This window comes from Sphingomonas oligoaromativorans, assembly GCF_011762195.1.
Lineage (GTDB): Bacteria > Pseudomonadota > Alphaproteobacteria > Sphingomonadales > Sphingomonadaceae > Solisphingomonas > Solisphingomonas oligoaromativorans.
In genome coordinates this window covers 50,780-65,494 of record NZ_JAASQK010000001.1, presented here as the reverse complement: position 1 = coordinate 65,494, position 14,715 = coordinate 50,780, and the positions used below count along the sequence as shown (strand labels likewise).

Annotated in this window: 14 protein-coding genes; 9 read left to right on the top strand and 5 right to left on the bottom strand. The window is 67.3% G+C overall.

Features of this window, described 5'->3' with window-relative positions:
* From FHS98_RS00345 to FHS98_RS00320, 6 genes are all read left to right on the top strand, one after another.
* The gene (locus FHS98_RS00345; protein WP_167098157.1) at positions 1-669 is read left to right on the top strand and encodes a CpaD family pilus assembly protein; all 669 of its coding nucleotides are present in this window, start codon (positions 1-3) and stop codon (positions 667-669) included.
* A complete protein-coding gene (locus FHS98_RS00340; RefSeq protein WP_167098155.1) occupies positions 669-1,943 on the top strand; it encodes a CpaE/TadZ family protein in 1,275 nt (424 codons plus the stop codon). Before FHS98_RS00345 ends, FHS98_RS00340 begins: the two co-directional genes overlap by 1 nt.
* A 67-nt stretch (positions 1,944-2,010) precedes the next feature.
* Positions 2,011-2,976 carry a type II secretion system F family protein gene (locus FHS98_RS00335; RefSeq protein WP_167098153.1) on the top strand — a complete coding sequence of 322 codons (966 nt, stop codon included), beginning with the start codon at positions 2,011-2,013 and terminating at the stop codon, positions 2,974-2,976.
* Between the two features lie 20 nt (positions 2,977-2,996).
* Positions 2,997-4,001 carry a type II secretion system F family protein gene (locus tag FHS98_RS00330; protein WP_167098151.1) on the top strand — a complete coding sequence of 335 codons (1,005 nt, stop codon included), beginning with the start codon at positions 2,997-2,999 and terminating at the stop codon, positions 3,999-4,001.
* 68 nt (positions 4,002-4,069) lie between these two features.
* Positions 4,070-4,552 (top strand): hypothetical protein, encoded by a 483-nt coding sequence (locus FHS98_RS00325; RefSeq protein ID WP_167098149.1) that lies wholly within the window; start codon positions 4,070-4,072, stop codon positions 4,550-4,552.
* A 118-nt stretch (positions 4,553-4,670) separates the two neighbouring features.
* The gene (locus FHS98_RS00320; RefSeq protein ID WP_167098147.1) at positions 4,671-5,069 is read left to right on the top strand and encodes a DoxX family protein; all 399 of its coding nucleotides are present in this window, start codon (positions 4,671-4,673) and stop codon (positions 5,067-5,069) included.
* Between the two features lie 3 nt (positions 5,070-5,072).
* On the opposite strand, the gene FHS98_RS00315 is transcribed toward FHS98_RS00320, so the two are convergent.
* Genes FHS98_RS00315 through FHS98_RS00300 form a run of 4 tightly spaced genes read right to left on the bottom strand, consistent with a single transcriptional unit; the run spans position 5,073 to position 11,159 of the window.
* Positions 5,073-5,324: a hypothetical protein gene (locus FHS98_RS00315; protein ID WP_167098143.1), complete on the bottom strand. Its 252-nt coding sequence runs from the start codon at positions 5,322-5,324 to the stop codon at positions 5,073-5,075.
* Positions 5,321-8,035, bottom strand: coding sequence for a pyruvate, phosphate dikinase (ppdK, locus tag FHS98_RS00310; protein ID WP_167098140.1), 2,715 nt, complete (start codon positions 8,033-8,035; stop codon positions 5,321-5,323). Before ppdK ends, FHS98_RS00315 begins: the two co-directional genes overlap by 4 nt.
* Before the next feature lie 5 nt (positions 8,036-8,040).
* Positions 8,041-10,260 carry a glycine--tRNA ligase subunit beta gene (gene glyS / locus FHS98_RS00305; RefSeq protein WP_167098137.1) on the bottom strand — a complete coding sequence of 740 codons (2,220 nt, stop codon included), beginning with the start codon at positions 10,258-10,260 and terminating at the stop codon, positions 8,041-8,043.
* Complete coding sequence (locus tag FHS98_RS00300) at positions 10,257-11,159, bottom strand: glycine--tRNA ligase subunit alpha (protein ID WP_167098134.1); 903 nt, start codon at positions 11,157-11,159, stop codon at positions 10,257-10,259. Before FHS98_RS00300 ends, glyS begins: the two co-directional genes overlap by 4 nt.
* 125 nt (positions 11,160-11,284) lie before the next feature.
* Here FHS98_RS00300 and FHS98_RS00295 point away from each other — a divergent pair, with 125 nt between their 5' ends.
* The 3 genes from FHS98_RS00295 to pth all read left to right on the top strand — a co-directional run bounded on the left by FHS98_RS00295 (position 11,285) and on the right by pth (position 13,798).
* A complete protein-coding gene (locus tag FHS98_RS00295) occupies positions 11,285-12,205 on the top strand; it encodes a TraB/GumN family protein (protein ID WP_167098131.1) in 921 nt (306 codons plus the stop codon).
* Positions 12,206-12,475: 270 nt separating this feature from the next.
* Positions 12,476-13,099 carry a 50S ribosomal protein L25/general stress protein Ctc gene (locus FHS98_RS00290; RefSeq protein WP_167098128.1) on the top strand — a complete coding sequence of 208 codons (624 nt, stop codon included), beginning with the start codon at positions 12,476-12,478 and terminating at the stop codon, positions 13,097-13,099.
* A 129-nt stretch (positions 13,100-13,228) separates the two neighbouring features.
* Positions 13,229-13,798, top strand: coding sequence for an aminoacyl-tRNA hydrolase (gene pth / locus FHS98_RS00285; RefSeq protein ID WP_167098125.1), 570 nt, complete (start codon positions 13,229-13,231; stop codon positions 13,796-13,798).
* Here pth and gcvA read toward each other — a convergent pair.
* Positions 13,795-14,700: a transcriptional regulator GcvA gene (gene gcvA / locus FHS98_RS00280; RefSeq protein ID WP_167098122.1), complete on the bottom strand. Its 906-nt coding sequence runs from the start codon at positions 14,698-14,700 to the stop codon at positions 13,795-13,797. The two genes, pth and gcvA, sit on opposite strands and share 4 nt — an antisense overlap.
* Positions 14,701-14,715: the final 15 nt, after the last annotated feature.

Here is a 14,715-nt window from a genome sequence, read left to right as displayed (position 1 = left end):
ATGGCCCAGCAGCTTCGCCATTTCGCCATCGGGCGCGCGGCTCTCGCCCTCGCCCTCGCCACCGGGGCGCTTGCCGGGGCGCACGCGGCGACCGTCAACCGCTCGATGGAATCGGTCCATCAGCCGGTCGTCAGCCGCACGGATTATGTGATCGACGTCCAGGCCTCGCCCAACGGCCTCGCCCCCGGTGAGGCCGACCGGCTGACCGGCTGGTTCGACGGCCTGAACCTCGGCTATGGCGACACCGTCGCGATCGACGATCCGTCGGGCTGGCGCGGCGGCGGCGCGCGCGATGCGGTGGCGGCGGTGGTCGCGCGGTACGGGATGCTCGTGTCGCACGAGCCCGCGCCCGTCACCGCCGGGCATCCCGATGCCGGCACGGTGCGCATCGTGGTGAGCCGCGCGGTCGCCCATGTCGAGGGCTGCCCGGATTGGTCGCACGGCAATTTCTCCGAATATAGCGGTGCGTCCATGTCGAACTTCGGCTGCGCGAGCGCCAACAACCTCGCCCAGATGATCGCCAATCCGCAGGATCTGATCGAGGGCCGCACCGGCGACCGCTCGGGCGACGCGATGCTCAGCGTCAAGGCGATCAAGACCTTCCGCGATGCTGCTGCGACCGGGGCCGGCCCGCTCAAGCAGGAAAGCACGAAGACGGGGAGCAACTGATGAACGCACCCTTCCAGCACCGGACCGCCGGCACGCGCGATCCCTTCGCCGCCTTCGTCTGCGACGAAGCGACGGTGGATCTGCTTCATCCCATCGTCATCGAGAATGGCTGGGCGCCCGAGAAGGTGGTCCGTGGCGGCCTGCGCGCGGCCGTGCAGGCGCTGGCCGTGGCGGCCAGCCCGATGATCCTGTTCGTCGACATGTCGGAATGCGGCGATCCGCTGAGCGACATCAACGCGCTCGCCGAAGTCTGCGAGCCGGGCACGGTGGTGATCGCCGCCGGCCAGGTGAACGATGTCCGCCTCTATCGCGATCTCGTCGCCAGCGGCATCCAGGATTATCTGCTGAAGCCGTTCAACCCCGACCAGATGCGCGAGGCATTGGCCCATGCGCAGTTCACCCTCTCCGGCCCGCGCTCGACGGAGCATGTGGTCGATCGCCCGCATCTGATGACGGCGGTGGTCGGCGTGCGGGGCGGCGTCGGCGCGTCGACCATCGCGACCTCGCTCGGCTGGCTGCTCGGCAGCACCGAGGGCCGCTCGACCGCGCTGCTCGATCTCGACGTGCATTTCGGCACGGGCGCGCTCGCCTTCGACGTGGAGCCTGGCCGCGGCCTCACCGACGCGATCGAGAATCCCAGCCGCATCGACGGCCTGTTCATCGAGCGCGCGATGGTGAAGGCCGCCGACAAGCTCTCGATCCTCTCGGCCGAGGCGCCGCTCAACCAGCCGCTCATCACCGATGGTTCGGCCTTCTACCAGCTTCAGGAGGAGCTGAAGGCCGCGTTCGAGGCGACCGTGCTCGATCTGCCGCGCCACATGCTGATCCAGCACCCGCATCTGCTGCATGACGTGCAGACCATCGTGCTGGTGGTGGAGCTGACGCTGGCCGGCGCGCGCGACACGATCCGCATGCTCTCCTGGCTCAAGGCCAATGTGCCCGCCGCGCAGGTGATGGTGCTCGCCAATCGCGTCGTGCCCGGCGCCGTGGGCGAGATCACGCGCAAGGAGTTCGAGGAATCGATCGAGCGCAAGATCAGCCTGTGCGTGCCCTATGACGTCAAGCTGTTCGCGCAGGCGGCCAAGCTCGGCAAGCCGCTCGCCGAGGTCGCCAAGTCGCACAAGACGGCGGCCCCGATCGGCGAGCTGGCCCGCTCCATCTCACGCGCCGCCGACACCGGCCTCGCCAGGCCCGCCGAGGAGGGGGAGAGCAAGTCGCTGATCGGCAAGCTCAGCGATCTGAAGTCGCTGCTGCCCGGACGGAAGGCGAAATGAGGTCGGCCGGCGCGTCCCGCGTTTCCCGCGCCGCGCCGGGCCTTGAGGACAGGAAGGCGATCGGCTGATGTTTCCGGCAGTTCTTCTCGCATTCAGCGCCGCGGTTTCGCTGGGTCTGCTGGCGCTGGCCTTTTCCGGTCCGTCGGTGGGCAAGGCCAAGACGCGCCGGATGAGCGAACTCAAGACCCGCCATTCGGGCGGTGACTCATCCGTCACGGCCCAGATGCGCCGCGCCCTCACCCAGCGCGACACCAAGCTCGATTCCTACGCCAGCCGCTTCCTGCCCAATCCCGAGCTGCTGCGTCAGCGCCTCGCCATGACGGGCAAGAGCTGGACGCTCGGCCAATATGGCGCGGCCTGCGCAGGCCTCGCCGCGCTCGTCATGTTCCTGCTGGTGGTGAAGGGTGCGGGCTTCCTGATCGCGCTGCTGGCCGGCCTCGCGATCGGCCTCGGCGTGCCGCACAAGGCGGTCGGCGTCCTGATCGCGCGCCGCGTGAGCCAGTTCACCGCGCGCTTCCCCGATGCGATCGAGCTTCTCGTGCGCGGCCTGCGATCGGGCCTGCCGATCACCGAGACGCTGGGCGTGGTGGGCAACGAGATTCCCGGCCCGGTCGGCGTCGAGTTCCGCCTGATCGGCGACCGCATCAAGATCGGCCGCACCATGGAAGCGGCGATGCAGGAAACCGCGGACCGGCTCGGCACGCCCGAATTCCAGTTCTTCACCATCACGCTGGCGATCCAGCGCGAGACGGGCGGCAACCTCGCCGAGACGCTCGCCAATCTGGCGGACGTGCTGCGCAAGCGCGCGCAGATGAAGCTGAAAATCAAGGCGATGTCATCGGAATCGAAGGCGTCGGCCTATATCGTGGGCTCCCTGCCCTTCTTCGTGTTCGGCGCCGTCTACTTCATGAACCCGAGCTATCTGATGGGCTTCTTCACGCAGACCCGCCTGATGATCGCGGGCGGCGTCGGCCTGGTCTGGATGGCGATCGGCGCCTTCATCATGGCCAAGATGGTCAATTTCGAGATCTGATCGGCGAGGACGAGACGAGCATGTACACAGCGCCGCATCCGAGCATCATGGGCATCGATCTGAAGCTGATCGGCACGATGCTGGCCGGCATGGCGACGCTCGCCGTGCTGGTCGCGCTCTATGCCGCCACCACGGTGCGCAACCCGATGGCCAAGCGGGTGAAGGCGCTGAACGAGCGGCGCGAGCAGCTCAAGCTCGGCATCACCGCCTCCACCTCGAAGCGGCGCGCCAAGCTCACCACGCGCACCGAGGCGACCGACTGGATGCGCTCGACGCTGGGCAATCTGAAGGTGCTTCAGGACAGCCAGCTCAAGCAGGCGCAGATCAAGCTCCTTCAGGCGGGCATCCGCTCCAAGGATGCCGCCGTCGCGGTGATTTTCGCGCGCATGGTGCTGCCGATCGTGATCGGCGGCACGGCGCTGGTGGGCGTCTACGGGCTCGGCTGGTTCCCGACCAAGGGACCGCTTTTCCACTATATGGTCGTCGCCGGCGCGCTGGTGCTGAGCTACAAGGGGCCGGACATCTGGCTCAAAAACACCATCACCAAGCGTAGCGCCGCGATCCGCAAGGGCCTGCCCGACGCGCTCGACCTGCTGGTGATCTGCGCCGAGGCCGGCCTCACCGTCGACGCCGCCTTCAGCCGCGTCGCGCGCGAGCTGGGCAAGGCCTATCCCGAACTGGGCGACGAGTTCATGCTCACCGCGATCGAGCTGGGCTTCCTCACCGAACGCCGGCAGGCCTTCGAGAATCTCGCCACCCGCGTGGCGCTCGACAATGTGCGCGGCGTCGTCACCACCATGATCCAGACGGAGAAATACGGCACCCCGCTGGCTTCGGCGCTGCGCGTGCTGTCGGCCGAGTTCCGCAACGAGCGCATGATGCGCGCCGAGGAGAAGGCCGCCCGCCTGCCCGCGATCATGACCGTGCCGCTGATCCTCTTCATCCTGCCGGTGCTGTTCGTCGTGATCCTCGGGCCGGCGGCCTGCTCGATCTCCGACGCCATGTCCTCGGGCAGGATGGGCTGACGCACCGGGGGCTGCGGGAACGCCGCCCCCCGCCCATCGGTTCTCCCTCCGCAACGAGGAGAGGACCGATGGGCTTTACCGCAAACCAGTGGGCGATCGTCGCCCTCGTGCTGGTGCTCGGCTGGCTTCTGGGCCTGCTGTCGCGCTCGGGCGGGGCGAAGTGGCGCCGCGCCTATGAGGAGGAGCAGGAAGCCCGCATCGCCGCCGAAAAGCGTGAGCAGGCCGCCCACGAGCATGTCGCCGAGCTTGAACGGCAACTCGCCGGCCGGCCCATCGGCCCCGGCACGGCGGCGGCGATCGGCGCGGCCGCTTCCGGCACGCGCGACGATCTCGCCCTCATCCACGGCATCGGCCGCAACCGCGAGACGGTGCTGAACGAGGCCGGCATCCACAATTACCGTCAGGTCGAGGATCTTTCCGCCACCGATGCCGAGATATTGGAAACCCGCCTGGGCCTGCCCTCCGGCACCATCGCACGGGAAGAATGGCGGGAGCAGGCGGCTCTCCTGCGCCGTGGCGAGATCGAGGCCCACCGTACGCGCTATCCATGACGTTCGACTTTTCCGATCGATCTGCTCGATATTATATCGATTCTGTCGGAGCCGAAATGGCAGCATACATATCCCGCCGCCGCCACCCACTGCCGGGCGGCCCAAAGGGGATATTGCCATGACCGAGACCCGCTCTTCGTCCGCCGCCGCCTTGCCGCTCGTCGGGCGTATCGGACTAGCCGCGATCTTCCTGCTGAGCGGCTTCTCGAAGCTCGCCGCCCCGGCCGCGACGATCGGCTATATCCAGTCCGCCGGGCTGCCGCTGCCGCAGGTCGCCTTCGGGATCGCCGCGCTGATCGAGGTGGGCGGCGGGCTCGCGCTCGTGCTGGGCTTCCGCACGCGGATCGTCGCGGCCATCCTGGCGGCGTTCGCGATCGTCACCGCCTTCGCCTTCCACCACGATCTCGCCGACCAGGGCCAGTTCATCAACTTCTGGAAGAATGTCGCGATGGCCGGCGGCCTGCTCCAGGTCGTCGCCTTCGGAGCCGGCCGCTTCAGCCTCGACGCGCGCCGCTGAGCTTTACTTCGGCCCGGCCGGAGCCGCCTCCACGGGCGGCTTCGGCTGGCGGATGTAGGACTGGCCCGGTTGCAGCGCGGCCGGGTCTTCCTGCGAGCCGACATCCTCTGGCGGCTTGGCCATCGGGTCCGGCCCATTCTTGTGGCGCGCCGCCGCGCCGAACGGCTGGGCCGGCTTGTCGTCCGCCGGCGCCAGCTTGACCGGGGCCGCCGCGACCAGCAGCGCGCCCATCATCATCACGATCACCGTCTTCATTTCGTCCTCAGAGCCGCCTGCGCAGCCGCAAGCCGCGCGATCGGCACGCGATAGGGCGAAGCGGAGACATAATCGAGCCCCACCTTCTCGCAGAAGGCGATCGATGCCGGATCGCCGCCATGCTCGCCACAGATGCCGAGCTTGATGCCGGGGCGCGTCTTGCGGCCGCGCTCGGCGGCGATCTCGATCAGCTCGCCCACACCCTCGGTGTCGAGGCTGACGAACGGGTCGCGCGCATAGATGCCCTTCTCGACATAGACCGACAGGAACCGCGCCGCATCGTCGCGGCTGACGCCGAGGGTGGTCTGCGTCAGATCGTTGGTGCCGAAGGAGAAGAACTCGCCCACCTCGGCGATCTCGCCCGCCTTGAGCGCCGCGCGCGGCAGCTCGATCATCGTGCCGACCAGATAGTCGAGACGACGCCCCTTCTCGGCGAACACGGCCTCGGCCGTATCGTCGATCACCTTCTTCATCAGTTCGAGCTCGCGACGGGTGGCGACGAGCGGCACCATCACCTCGGGGATCGGCGCCTCGCCCGATTTCGCCGCGACGTCGCACGCCGCCTCGAAGATGGCGCGGGCCTGCATCTCGTAGATCTCGGGATAGGTCACGCCCAGACGGCAACCGCGATGGCCGAGCATCGGGTTGAACTCGTGCAGCTCGGACGCGCGCTGGCGAAGCTGCTCGACGGTCAGCCCCGAGGCGGTGGCCACCTCCTCGAACTCATGCTCCTCATGCGGCAGGAACTCGTGGAGCGGCGGATCGAGCAGGCGGATCGTCACCGGCAGCCCCGCCATGATCTCGAAGATCGAGGCGAAGTCGGCGCGCTGCTCGGGCAGCAGCCTGGCGAGCGCGGCGCGGCGGCCGGCCTCCTTGTCCGCGAGGATCATCTGGCGCACCGCCGTGATGCGCCCCGCATCGAAGAACATATGCTCGGTGCGGCAGAGCCCGATGCCCTCCGCGCCGAAATCGCGCGCCGTCTGGCAATCGAGCGGCGTCTCGGCGTTGGTGCGCACCTTGAGGCGGCGCACCTTGTCGGCCCACTCCATCAGCGTGCCGAAATCGCCGGCCAGCTCGGGCTGCACGGTCGCCACTTCGCCCGCCATCACCTCGCCAGTCGAGCCGTCGATGGTGATGACATCGCCCTCGCGGAACTCGCGGCCCGAGGCGCGCAGGCGCTTCGCCTTCGCATCGATGGCCAGCGTCCCCGCGCCCGAAACGCAGGGGCGCCCCATGCCGCGCGCCACCACGGCGGCATGGCTGGTCATGCCGCCGCGCGCCGTCAGGATGCCGCGCGCCGCGTGCATCCCGTGGATGTCCTCCGGCGACGTCTCGATGCGGACGAGGATGACGGCATCGCCCCGCTCAGCGCGCGTCTCGGCCGTCTCGGCGTCGAACACGACGATGCCCGAGGCGGCGCCCGGCGAGGCGGGCAGGCCCTTGGCGATCACGTCGCGCGGCGCGTTCGGATCGAGCGTCGGGTGGAGAAGCTGGTCCAGCGCCTGCGGATCGACGCGCAGGATCGCCGTGTCGCGATCGATCAGCCCTTCGCTCGCCATCTCCACCGCGATCTTGAGCGCCGCCTTGGCGGTGCGCTTGCCCGAGCGCGTCTGGAGCATCCAGAGCTTGCCCTCCTGCACGGTGAACTCGATGTCCTGCATATCGCGATAATGCGTTTCCAGCAGGTCGAACACGCGGGCGAGCTCGCCATAGACCTCGGGCATCGCCTCTTCCATCGAGGGGGCCTTGGCGCCCGCCTCGTCCTTGGCGGCCTTGGTCAGATATTGCGGCGTGCGGATGCCGGCGACGACATCCTCGCCCTGCGCGTTGATGAGGAACTCGCCATAATAAGCCCGGTCACCCTTCGACGGATCGCGCGTGAAGGCCACGCCCGTCGCCGACGTGTCGCCCATATTGCCGAACACCATCGCCTGCACGTTCACCGCCGTGCCCCAGTCGCCGGGGATATCGTTCAGGCGGCGATAGACCTTGGCCCGCTCCGACTGCCACGAGCCGAACACCGCGCCGACCGCGCCCCAGAGCTGCTCCTGCACATCCTGCGGGAAGGGCTTGCCCCACTGTTCCTCGACCAGCGCCTTGTAGCGGGCGACGAGGCCCTTCCAGTCATCGGCCTCCATCTCGGTGTCGAGATTATAGCCCTTGTCCTCCTTGGCGATCTCCAGCGCCTCCTCGAAGGCGCCGTGATCCAGCTCCAGCACGACATCGGAATACATCTGGATGAAACGGCGATAGCTGTCCCACGCGAAGCGCTCGTCGCCCGAGCCGGTCGCCAGCCCCTCGACCGTCCGGTCGTTGAGGCCGAGGTTCAGCACCGTGTCCATCATGCCCGGCATCGACACCCGCGCGCCCGACCGCACCGACACCAGCAGCGGATCGCCCGCATCGCCGAAGCGCTTGCCCGTGATGCCCTCGATATGCGCGATGCCCGCGGCCACTTCGGCCTTCAGGCTGTCGGGGAAGGCCTCGCCTTCCTCATAATAGCGGGCGCACATGGCGGTGGAGATGGTGAAGCCCGGCGGCACCGGCAGGCCGATCGAGGCCATCTCGGCCAGATTGGCGCCCTTGCCGCCGAGCAGATTCTTGTCGCCCGCGCCGCCGTCCGACACGCCGCCGCCGAAGCGATAGACGTAGCGGGCGGTGCCGCCCTCTCCCTTATTCGTTGCAGAACCGGTGGAGAGGACGGTGGCCACGATGTCTATCCCTCAATCTTGGAGAAGTCGGCGACCTTTTGCATTGCAGCACGCAATTTATCAAGCAAGGCGAGACGCGTTTCGCGCTTCGTCTCATCTTGGGAATTGACCGTCACATCATCAAAGAAGCGATCAATTGTAGGACGAATAACTGACAACGCAGTCATCGCTTCTTCGAATTGTTCGCGCGCAATTGCTTCTTCCGCAACGGGGAGTTGCGTGTCGAGCATCTGCGCGAGTTCGGCTTCGGCGGCGTCGGGCTCGTAGGAAAAGCCGGTGAAGGCCTTCGGTTCCGTGCCCTTCTTGGCCTCGGCCTTGAGGATGTTGGCGGCGCGGCGATAACCGGCGAGGAGGTTGGCGCCGTCGTCGGTCTCGACGAAGGCCTGCAACGCCTTCACCCGCGCGAGCAGGCGGACGAGATCGTCCTCGGCATCCACGACCGCATCAATTAGATCGTGGCGAACCCCGAGGTCACGCTGCTGAACCTTCAGACGATCGGTGAAGAAATCCGGCAACTGAGAGAAAACCAAGTCTATGCCCGCTTTATGTTCTGCGAGCTTCTCTTCACCCAAGTCGGGGTGGCAAATTTGCCGCGTGAATGCCGAAACGCTCTTCTGGATGGCATTTACCAACCAGACGCGGAGACCGTTCTTGGTCAGCAACTCAATTACGCCAATACACGCACGCCGCAAAGCAAACGGATCGCGCGATCCCGTGGGGCGCTGATCGATCAAAAAGAAACCAACCAACGTATCCAGCTTATCCGCCAAGCTCACCGCCACCGTCACCGGCGCGGTGGGGACGTCATCGCCCTGCCCGACCGGCTTGTAGTGATCGCGGATCGCGTCGGCGACGGCGTCGGGCAGGCCCTCGGCCCGCGCGTAATAGCCGCCCATCACGCCTTGAAGCTCGGGGAACTCGCCGACCATGCCGGTGACGAGGTCCGCCTTGGCGAGGCGCGCGGCCTGCTCGGCCATGTCGGCGAGGGCCTTGCGGCCCTCTTCGTCACCCCGGCGCACGCCGGGGTCCAGAGCCGCAGACGACGACGCGTGAAGCTCTGGATCCCGGCTTTCGCCGGGATGACGGGAAGAAACAATCCCCTCTTCCACCAGCCAGCGCGCCAGCTTGGCCACACGCTCCACCTTGTCGGCGACGGTGCCGAGCTTTTCGTGGAAGACGATCTGGTCGAGCTTCTTCGCCTGTTCCGCCAGCGCGATCTTCTTATCCTGCTCCCAGAAGAAGCGTGCGTCCGAAAGCCGCGCCGCCAGCACCTTGGCATTGCCCTCGACGATCGCCTTGCCGCCGTCCGCCGCCACGATGTTGGCGGTGCAGACGAAGGCCGGCGCGAGCTTCCCCTCGCCGTCGACGCAAGCGAAATATTTCTGGTTGGTCCGCATGGTGAGCTGGATCACCTCGCGCGGGACGGAGAGGAACTCCGGGTCGAACCGGCCGAGCAGCGGCACCGGCCATTCGGTGAGCCCCGCATTCTCATGCACCAGCCCCTCATCCTCGACGAGCGTGAAACCGGCGATGGCGGCGGCCTCCTCGGCCTCCTCGCGCACGATCACGCGGCGCTCGCGATGATCGACGATGACATGCGCCGCGTGCAGCGTCGCCTCATAGGCGTCGGCGGTCGGGATCGCGATCGGGCCGGTGCTGTGGAAGCGGTGGCCGACCGTCTCGCGGCCGCTCTCGATGCCGTCGATGGCGGTCGGCACCACGGCGTCGCCGAACAGCGCGACGATGCCCTGCAACGGGCGCACCCAGCGCAGGCTCTCGGACGAGGACGACGCCTTGCCCCAGCGCATCGACTTCGGCCACGGGAAGGCGCGGATGATCGCGGGCACGGCCTCGGCCAGCACGTCCGGCGTCGGACGGCCCGGCTTGTCGATGACGGCGAAGAGCACCTTGTTGCCCTTGGCGTCCTCACGCTCGACAAGCTGGTCGCGGGTGAGGCCGGTCTTGCCGAGGAAGCCGGCGAGCGCCTGCTCCGGCGCGTCCGCGCGCGGGCCCTTCAGCTCTTCGGACACAGCCTCGGTCGCTTCGGGCAAGCCGCGCGCGATCAGCGCGAGGCGGCGCGGCGTCACGAAGCCCTCAATGTCCTTCGCCTTGAGCCCGGCCTTGGCCAGCTCGGCTTCGAGCAGGCGCACGAGATCGGCCGACGCCTTCTCCTGCATCCGCGCGGGGATTTCCTCGCAGAGGAGTTCGAGAAGGAAATCCGTCATGCCACCCACCCCGGGAATTGCTCCTGCCACTCGGGCGTATTCTTCTCGATCCACGACGCGCACGCGCCCTTCGCCAGATCGCGGACGCGGCCGATATAGGCCTGACGCTCCGCCACCGAGATCACGCCGCGCGCCTGCAACAGGTTGAAGGTGTGGCTGGCCTTGATCGCCTGCTCATAGGCCGGCAGCGGGAGCTTCGCGTCGAGGCAGCGCTCGCACTCAGCCGAGGCCTTGCGGAAGGTGTCGAACAGCGCCTCGGTGTTGGCGATCTCGAAATTATAGGCGCTCTGCTGGCGCTCGTTTTCGAGATAGACGTCGCCGTAGCTGACGCCCTCATCGTTGAACTTGAGATCGTACACCCGGTCCACGCCCTGGATATACATAGCGAGGCGCTCAAGGCCGTAGGTCAGCTCGCCGGTGATGGGCTTGCAATCGAAGCCGCCGACCTGCTGGAAATAGGTGAACTGCGTCACCTCCATGCCGTCGCACCAGACTTCCCAGCCGAGACCCCATGCGCCGAGAGTCGGGCTCTCCCAGTCATCCTCCACGAAGCGGATGTCATGCCTGGTGAAGTCGATGCCGATCGCCTTCAGCGAGCCCAGATACAGCTCCTGAAGGTTCGCCGGCGAGGGCTTCAGCACCACCTGATACTGATAATAATGCTGGAGCCGGTTCGGGTTCTCGCCATAGCGGCCGTCGGTCGGGCGGCGCGAGGGCTGGACGTAGGCCGCCTTCCACGGCTTCGGGCCGAGCGCGCGGAGCGTGGTGGCGGGGTGGAAGGTGCCGGCCCCCATCTCCATGTCATAGGGCTGGAGGATCAGGCAGCCCTGATCGCTCCAATAATCATGGAGCGTCAGGATCAGCCTCTGGAAGCTCAGCGGCTCAGGATGGTGTGACATGCTTCCCTTATGGCGGGCGTGGTTCTGGATGGTCCCCGCCTTGGCGCAGCCCTCCCGCCCGGTCAAGCAAACGCGGTTCGCAGCACCCCGCTTGCGTGTCGGCGCACCGCGTGTAGGACGGCGGCATGAAGCTGAATCGCGCGGCTGTCCGCACCGCCATCCTCCTCGCGCTGCTCCAGCCCGCGCTGCCGCCTGCCCTGATGGCGCACCGGCCCGTCGAGCACGCCAGGGGCCACGCCCCCCACCCCGCGCTGTGGAAGCTCAGCAAGGGGCCGTCGACCATCTATCTGTTCGGCACGATCCACGCCCTGCCCCCGCATTTCGAGTGGGAGACGCCGCAGCTCCGCGCCGCTTTCGCCCAGTCGGACCGGCTGGTGCTGGAAGCGGTGATCGATCAGGACGCGGGCAAGTCCGCCGCCGCGCTGATGCGGATCGGGATGCCGGCCTCGCCGCTGCCGCCGCTCGCCGATCGGATCGCCCCCAAATATCGCCCGGCGCTGGCCGGGATGATCGCGAAAAGCGCCGTCCCCGCCGCGACGCTCAACGCGATGAAGACATGGGCCGCCGGAATGCTGCTGTTCGGCACCACCGTGCAGTCGCTCGGCGTCAGCAGCGCGGATGGCGTGGAGGAGCGGCTCAAGGCCGAGTTCCGCGCCACCGGCAAGCCTGTCGAGGGGCTGGAGACGCTGGAGCAGCAGCTCGGCTTCTTCGATACGCTGACCGAGCCGCAGCAGCGCGACTTCCTCGAAAGCGTGGTCGATCAGAAGGGCAATGACGCAGCCGATTTCGGCAAGATGCTCGGCGCCTGGTCGCATGGCGACGAGAAGGGCATCTCGGCGAGCTTCGACAAGGACATGAAGAAGTCCGACGTGCTGCGCACCGTGCTGATCGCGCGGCGGGACCAGCATTGGGCCGACGCCATCGTCAGCCGGCTCGGCCAGCCGGGGACGCAGTTCGTGGCGGTCGGCGCGGGGCATCTGGTCGGGCCGGATTCGGTGCAGGCGATGCTGGCCAAGCTCGGCTACAAGGCGGAGCGGGTGGAGTAGGCGCGGCAAACCCGTCATCCCGGCGGAGGCCGGGATCCATTCGACACTCCGCCCACTGCACCCCGCTTGTATATCCAAGCAGCCCCGCATCACACCACAAGCGGAGCGCGTCTGGATCCTGACCTCCGTCAGGATGACGATGAATCGATTTGCCGATTTATCGATTAGTGGACTTATCGATCCTTTTCCCCTATGCGCGCCCGCTTGCCGGTCAGGGTCATCCCTGGAGGCCTGGTCGGCAATGGTACAAACCAATTGGAGAATTGAGCGATGAGCGATCAGCTAACGCTGGCTGCCGAAACGCGCGATCGGGCTGGCAAGGGAGCCTCCCGTCATCTGCGCCGTGAAGGCCGCGTCCCCGCCGTGATCTACGGCGACAACAAGGAACCGGTCTCGATCCACGTCAACGAGCGCGAGCTCATGAAGGCGCTGAACACCGGCCACTTCATGAACTCGGTCGTGATGATCGAGGGCACCGGTGCGGCCATCCGCACGCTGCCCAAGGATGTGCAGCTTCACCCGGTCACCGATCGCCCGCTCCATGTCGACTTCTTCCGCATCGGCGAGCACTCGACCGTCCATGTCAACGTGCCGCTGCACTTCGTCGACGAAGAGCTGTCGCCGGGCCTGAAGCGCGGTGGCGTGCTCTCGATCGTCCGTCACGAGATCGAGCTGATCGTCGATGCGGCGCTGATCCCCGACCAGATCGTCGTCAGCATGAAGGGCTTCGACGTCGGCGAGTCGGTCCACATCTCGTCCGTCGCCCTGCCGACCGGCGCGAAGCTCGCGATCGAAGACCGTGATTTCACCGTCGCGACGATCACCGCTCCGTCGGCGCTGAAGTCGGCCGAAGGCGCTTCGGCTGACGAAGCCGAAGGCACCGCCGAGGCGTAAGCCAGGACACCATCCCTCCGTCACCCCGGCGAAAGCCGGGGTCCAGGGCTGCAAGCGCAGTGCCTGGGGCTCTGGATCCCGGATCAAGTCCGGGATGACGGAAAGGGATCGTCAGCGGAGATCGTGACCATGCAGCTCTGGGTCGGTCTCGGCAATCCGGGCGCGCAATATGCGCTGCACCGGCACAATGTCGGCTTCATGGCGGTGGACGCCATCGCCGAGACCCATGGTTTCGAACCGTGGAAGAAGCAGTTTCGCGGATGGTCGTCGCTGGGCCGCATCGGCTCGCAGCGCATCCTGCTCCTGAAACCCGCCACCTTCATGAACGAGAGCGGCCTGTCGGTCGGCGAAGCGGCGCGCTTCTACAAGCTCGACGTGGGCGCGATCACGGCCTTCCACGACGAACTCGACATCGCCCCCTTTCGCGTGAAGGTGAAGACCGGTGGTGGTGCTGCCGGCCATAACGGCCTGCGCTCGATCGATCAGCATATGGGGCAGGATTATCGCCGCGTCCGCCTCGGCATCGGCCATCCGGGCCACAAGGACCGCGTGACCGGCTATGTGCTGGGCAACTACGCCAAGGCGGAGATGGACCCGCTCGCCGACATGCTCGGTGCCGTCGCGGCGGAGGCCCCATGGCTCGCGGCCGGCGGCGACGCACGCTTCATGAGCGAGGTCGCGCTCCGCCTTCAGGATTAGGACTGGCCGGCCGCGAGATCGCGCGCCACCTCGGCCAGCAGCCATTCCCGGAAGCGCTTGATCTTGGGCACCGAGCGCCGGTGTTCGGGCACCACCAGCCAATAGGCATAGCCTCGTGTCGAGGTCTGCGCGAAGGGACGCACCAGCCGCCCGTCGGCCAGATCGTTGCGCCAGAAGAAGGGCGTGAGCATCGCCATCCCCTGCCCCGCCATCGCGGCATTGCCCTCGTTCGCCTGCGAATCCATGCGCACGCCGGGGCGCATGTCGCCCTCCGCCACCTCGACCCCCGCCTCGCGCAGCCAGTGCGACCACCACGGATCATGCTGCGAGATCATCGGCAGACGCGGCAGATCGGCGGGGCGGAGCCTGTCGCCGCCGTGCCGCTCCAGAAAGGCGGGGCTGCACATCGGCGTGAAATCGACCGGGATCAGCAGGTCCGCCGCCAGCCCCGGCCACGCCCCACGCCCGGCCCGCACGGCGACATCCACTTCGTCGGTGACGAAATCGGTGAGCGCGTCGTCCACCGACAGCCTGACCGCCATCTCGGGATGCGCCATCTGGAAGCCGCCCAGCCGCCATGCCAGCCAGGTGTTCGCGAAGGTGAGCGAGGTGGAGATGGTGAGCATCCCCTCATCCTCGGTACGGAGCTGCGCGAAAGCGGCATCGATCGCATCGAAGGCGCGCCCGATCGGCGCGGCGGCGCGGCGGCCGGCGTCGGTCAGCATCACGCGCCTTTTATCGCGCCGGAACAACGGCACGCCGAGACGCTCCTCCAGCAGGCGGATCTGATAACTGACCGCCGCCTGCGTCATCCCGAGTTCGGCCGCGGCGCTGGTGAAATTCTCGTGGCGCGCGGCCGCCTCGAACACGCGGACGGCGGCCAGGGGTGGAATGCGACGCATGACCGGGATGATAAG

Coding starts and splice junctions, on each gene's coding strand:
- FHS98_RS00345 (WP_167098157.1), top strand. CDS start 1: ATGGCCCAGCAGCTTCGCCATTTCGCCATCGGGCGCGCGGCTCTCGCC.
- FHS98_RS00300 (WP_167098134.1), bottom strand. CDS start 11,159: ATGTCACACCATCCTGAGCCGCTGAGCTTCCAGAGGCTGATCCTGACG.
- FHS98_RS00335 (WP_167098153.1), top strand. CDS start 2,011: ATGTTTCCGGCAGTTCTTCTCGCATTCAGCGCCGCGGTTTCGCTGGGT.
- pth (WP_167098125.1), top strand. CDS start 13,229: ATGCAGCTCTGGGTCGGTCTCGGCAATCCGGGCGCGCAATATGCGCTG.
- FHS98_RS00295 (WP_167098131.1), top strand. CDS start 11,285: ATGAAGCTGAATCGCGCGGCTGTCCGCACCGCCATCCTCCTCGCGCTG.
- FHS98_RS00330 (WP_167098151.1), top strand. CDS start 2,997: ATGTACACAGCGCCGCATCCGAGCATCATGGGCATCGATCTGAAGCTG.
- FHS98_RS00340 (WP_167098155.1), top strand. CDS start 669: ATGAACGCACCCTTCCAGCACCGGACCGCCGGCACGCGCGATCCCTTC.
- FHS98_RS00290 (WP_167098128.1), top strand. CDS start 12,476: ATGAGCGATCAGCTAACGCTGGCTGCCGAAACGCGCGATCGGGCTGGC.
- FHS98_RS00315 (WP_167098143.1), bottom strand. CDS start 5,324: ATGAAGACGGTGATCGTGATGATGATGGGCGCGCTGCTGGTCGCGGCG.
- gcvA (WP_167098122.1), bottom strand. CDS start 14,700: ATGCGTCGCATTCCACCCCTGGCCGCCGTCCGCGTGTTCGAGGCGGCC.
- glyS (WP_167098137.1), bottom strand. CDS start 10,260: ATGACGGATTTCCTTCTCGAACTCCTCTGCGAGGAAATCCCCGCGCGG.
- FHS98_RS00320 (WP_167098147.1), top strand. CDS start 4,671: ATGACCGAGACCCGCTCTTCGTCCGCCGCCGCCTTGCCGCTCGTCGGG.
- FHS98_RS00325 (WP_167098149.1), top strand. CDS start 4,070: ATGGGCTTTACCGCAAACCAGTGGGCGATCGTCGCCCTCGTGCTGGTG.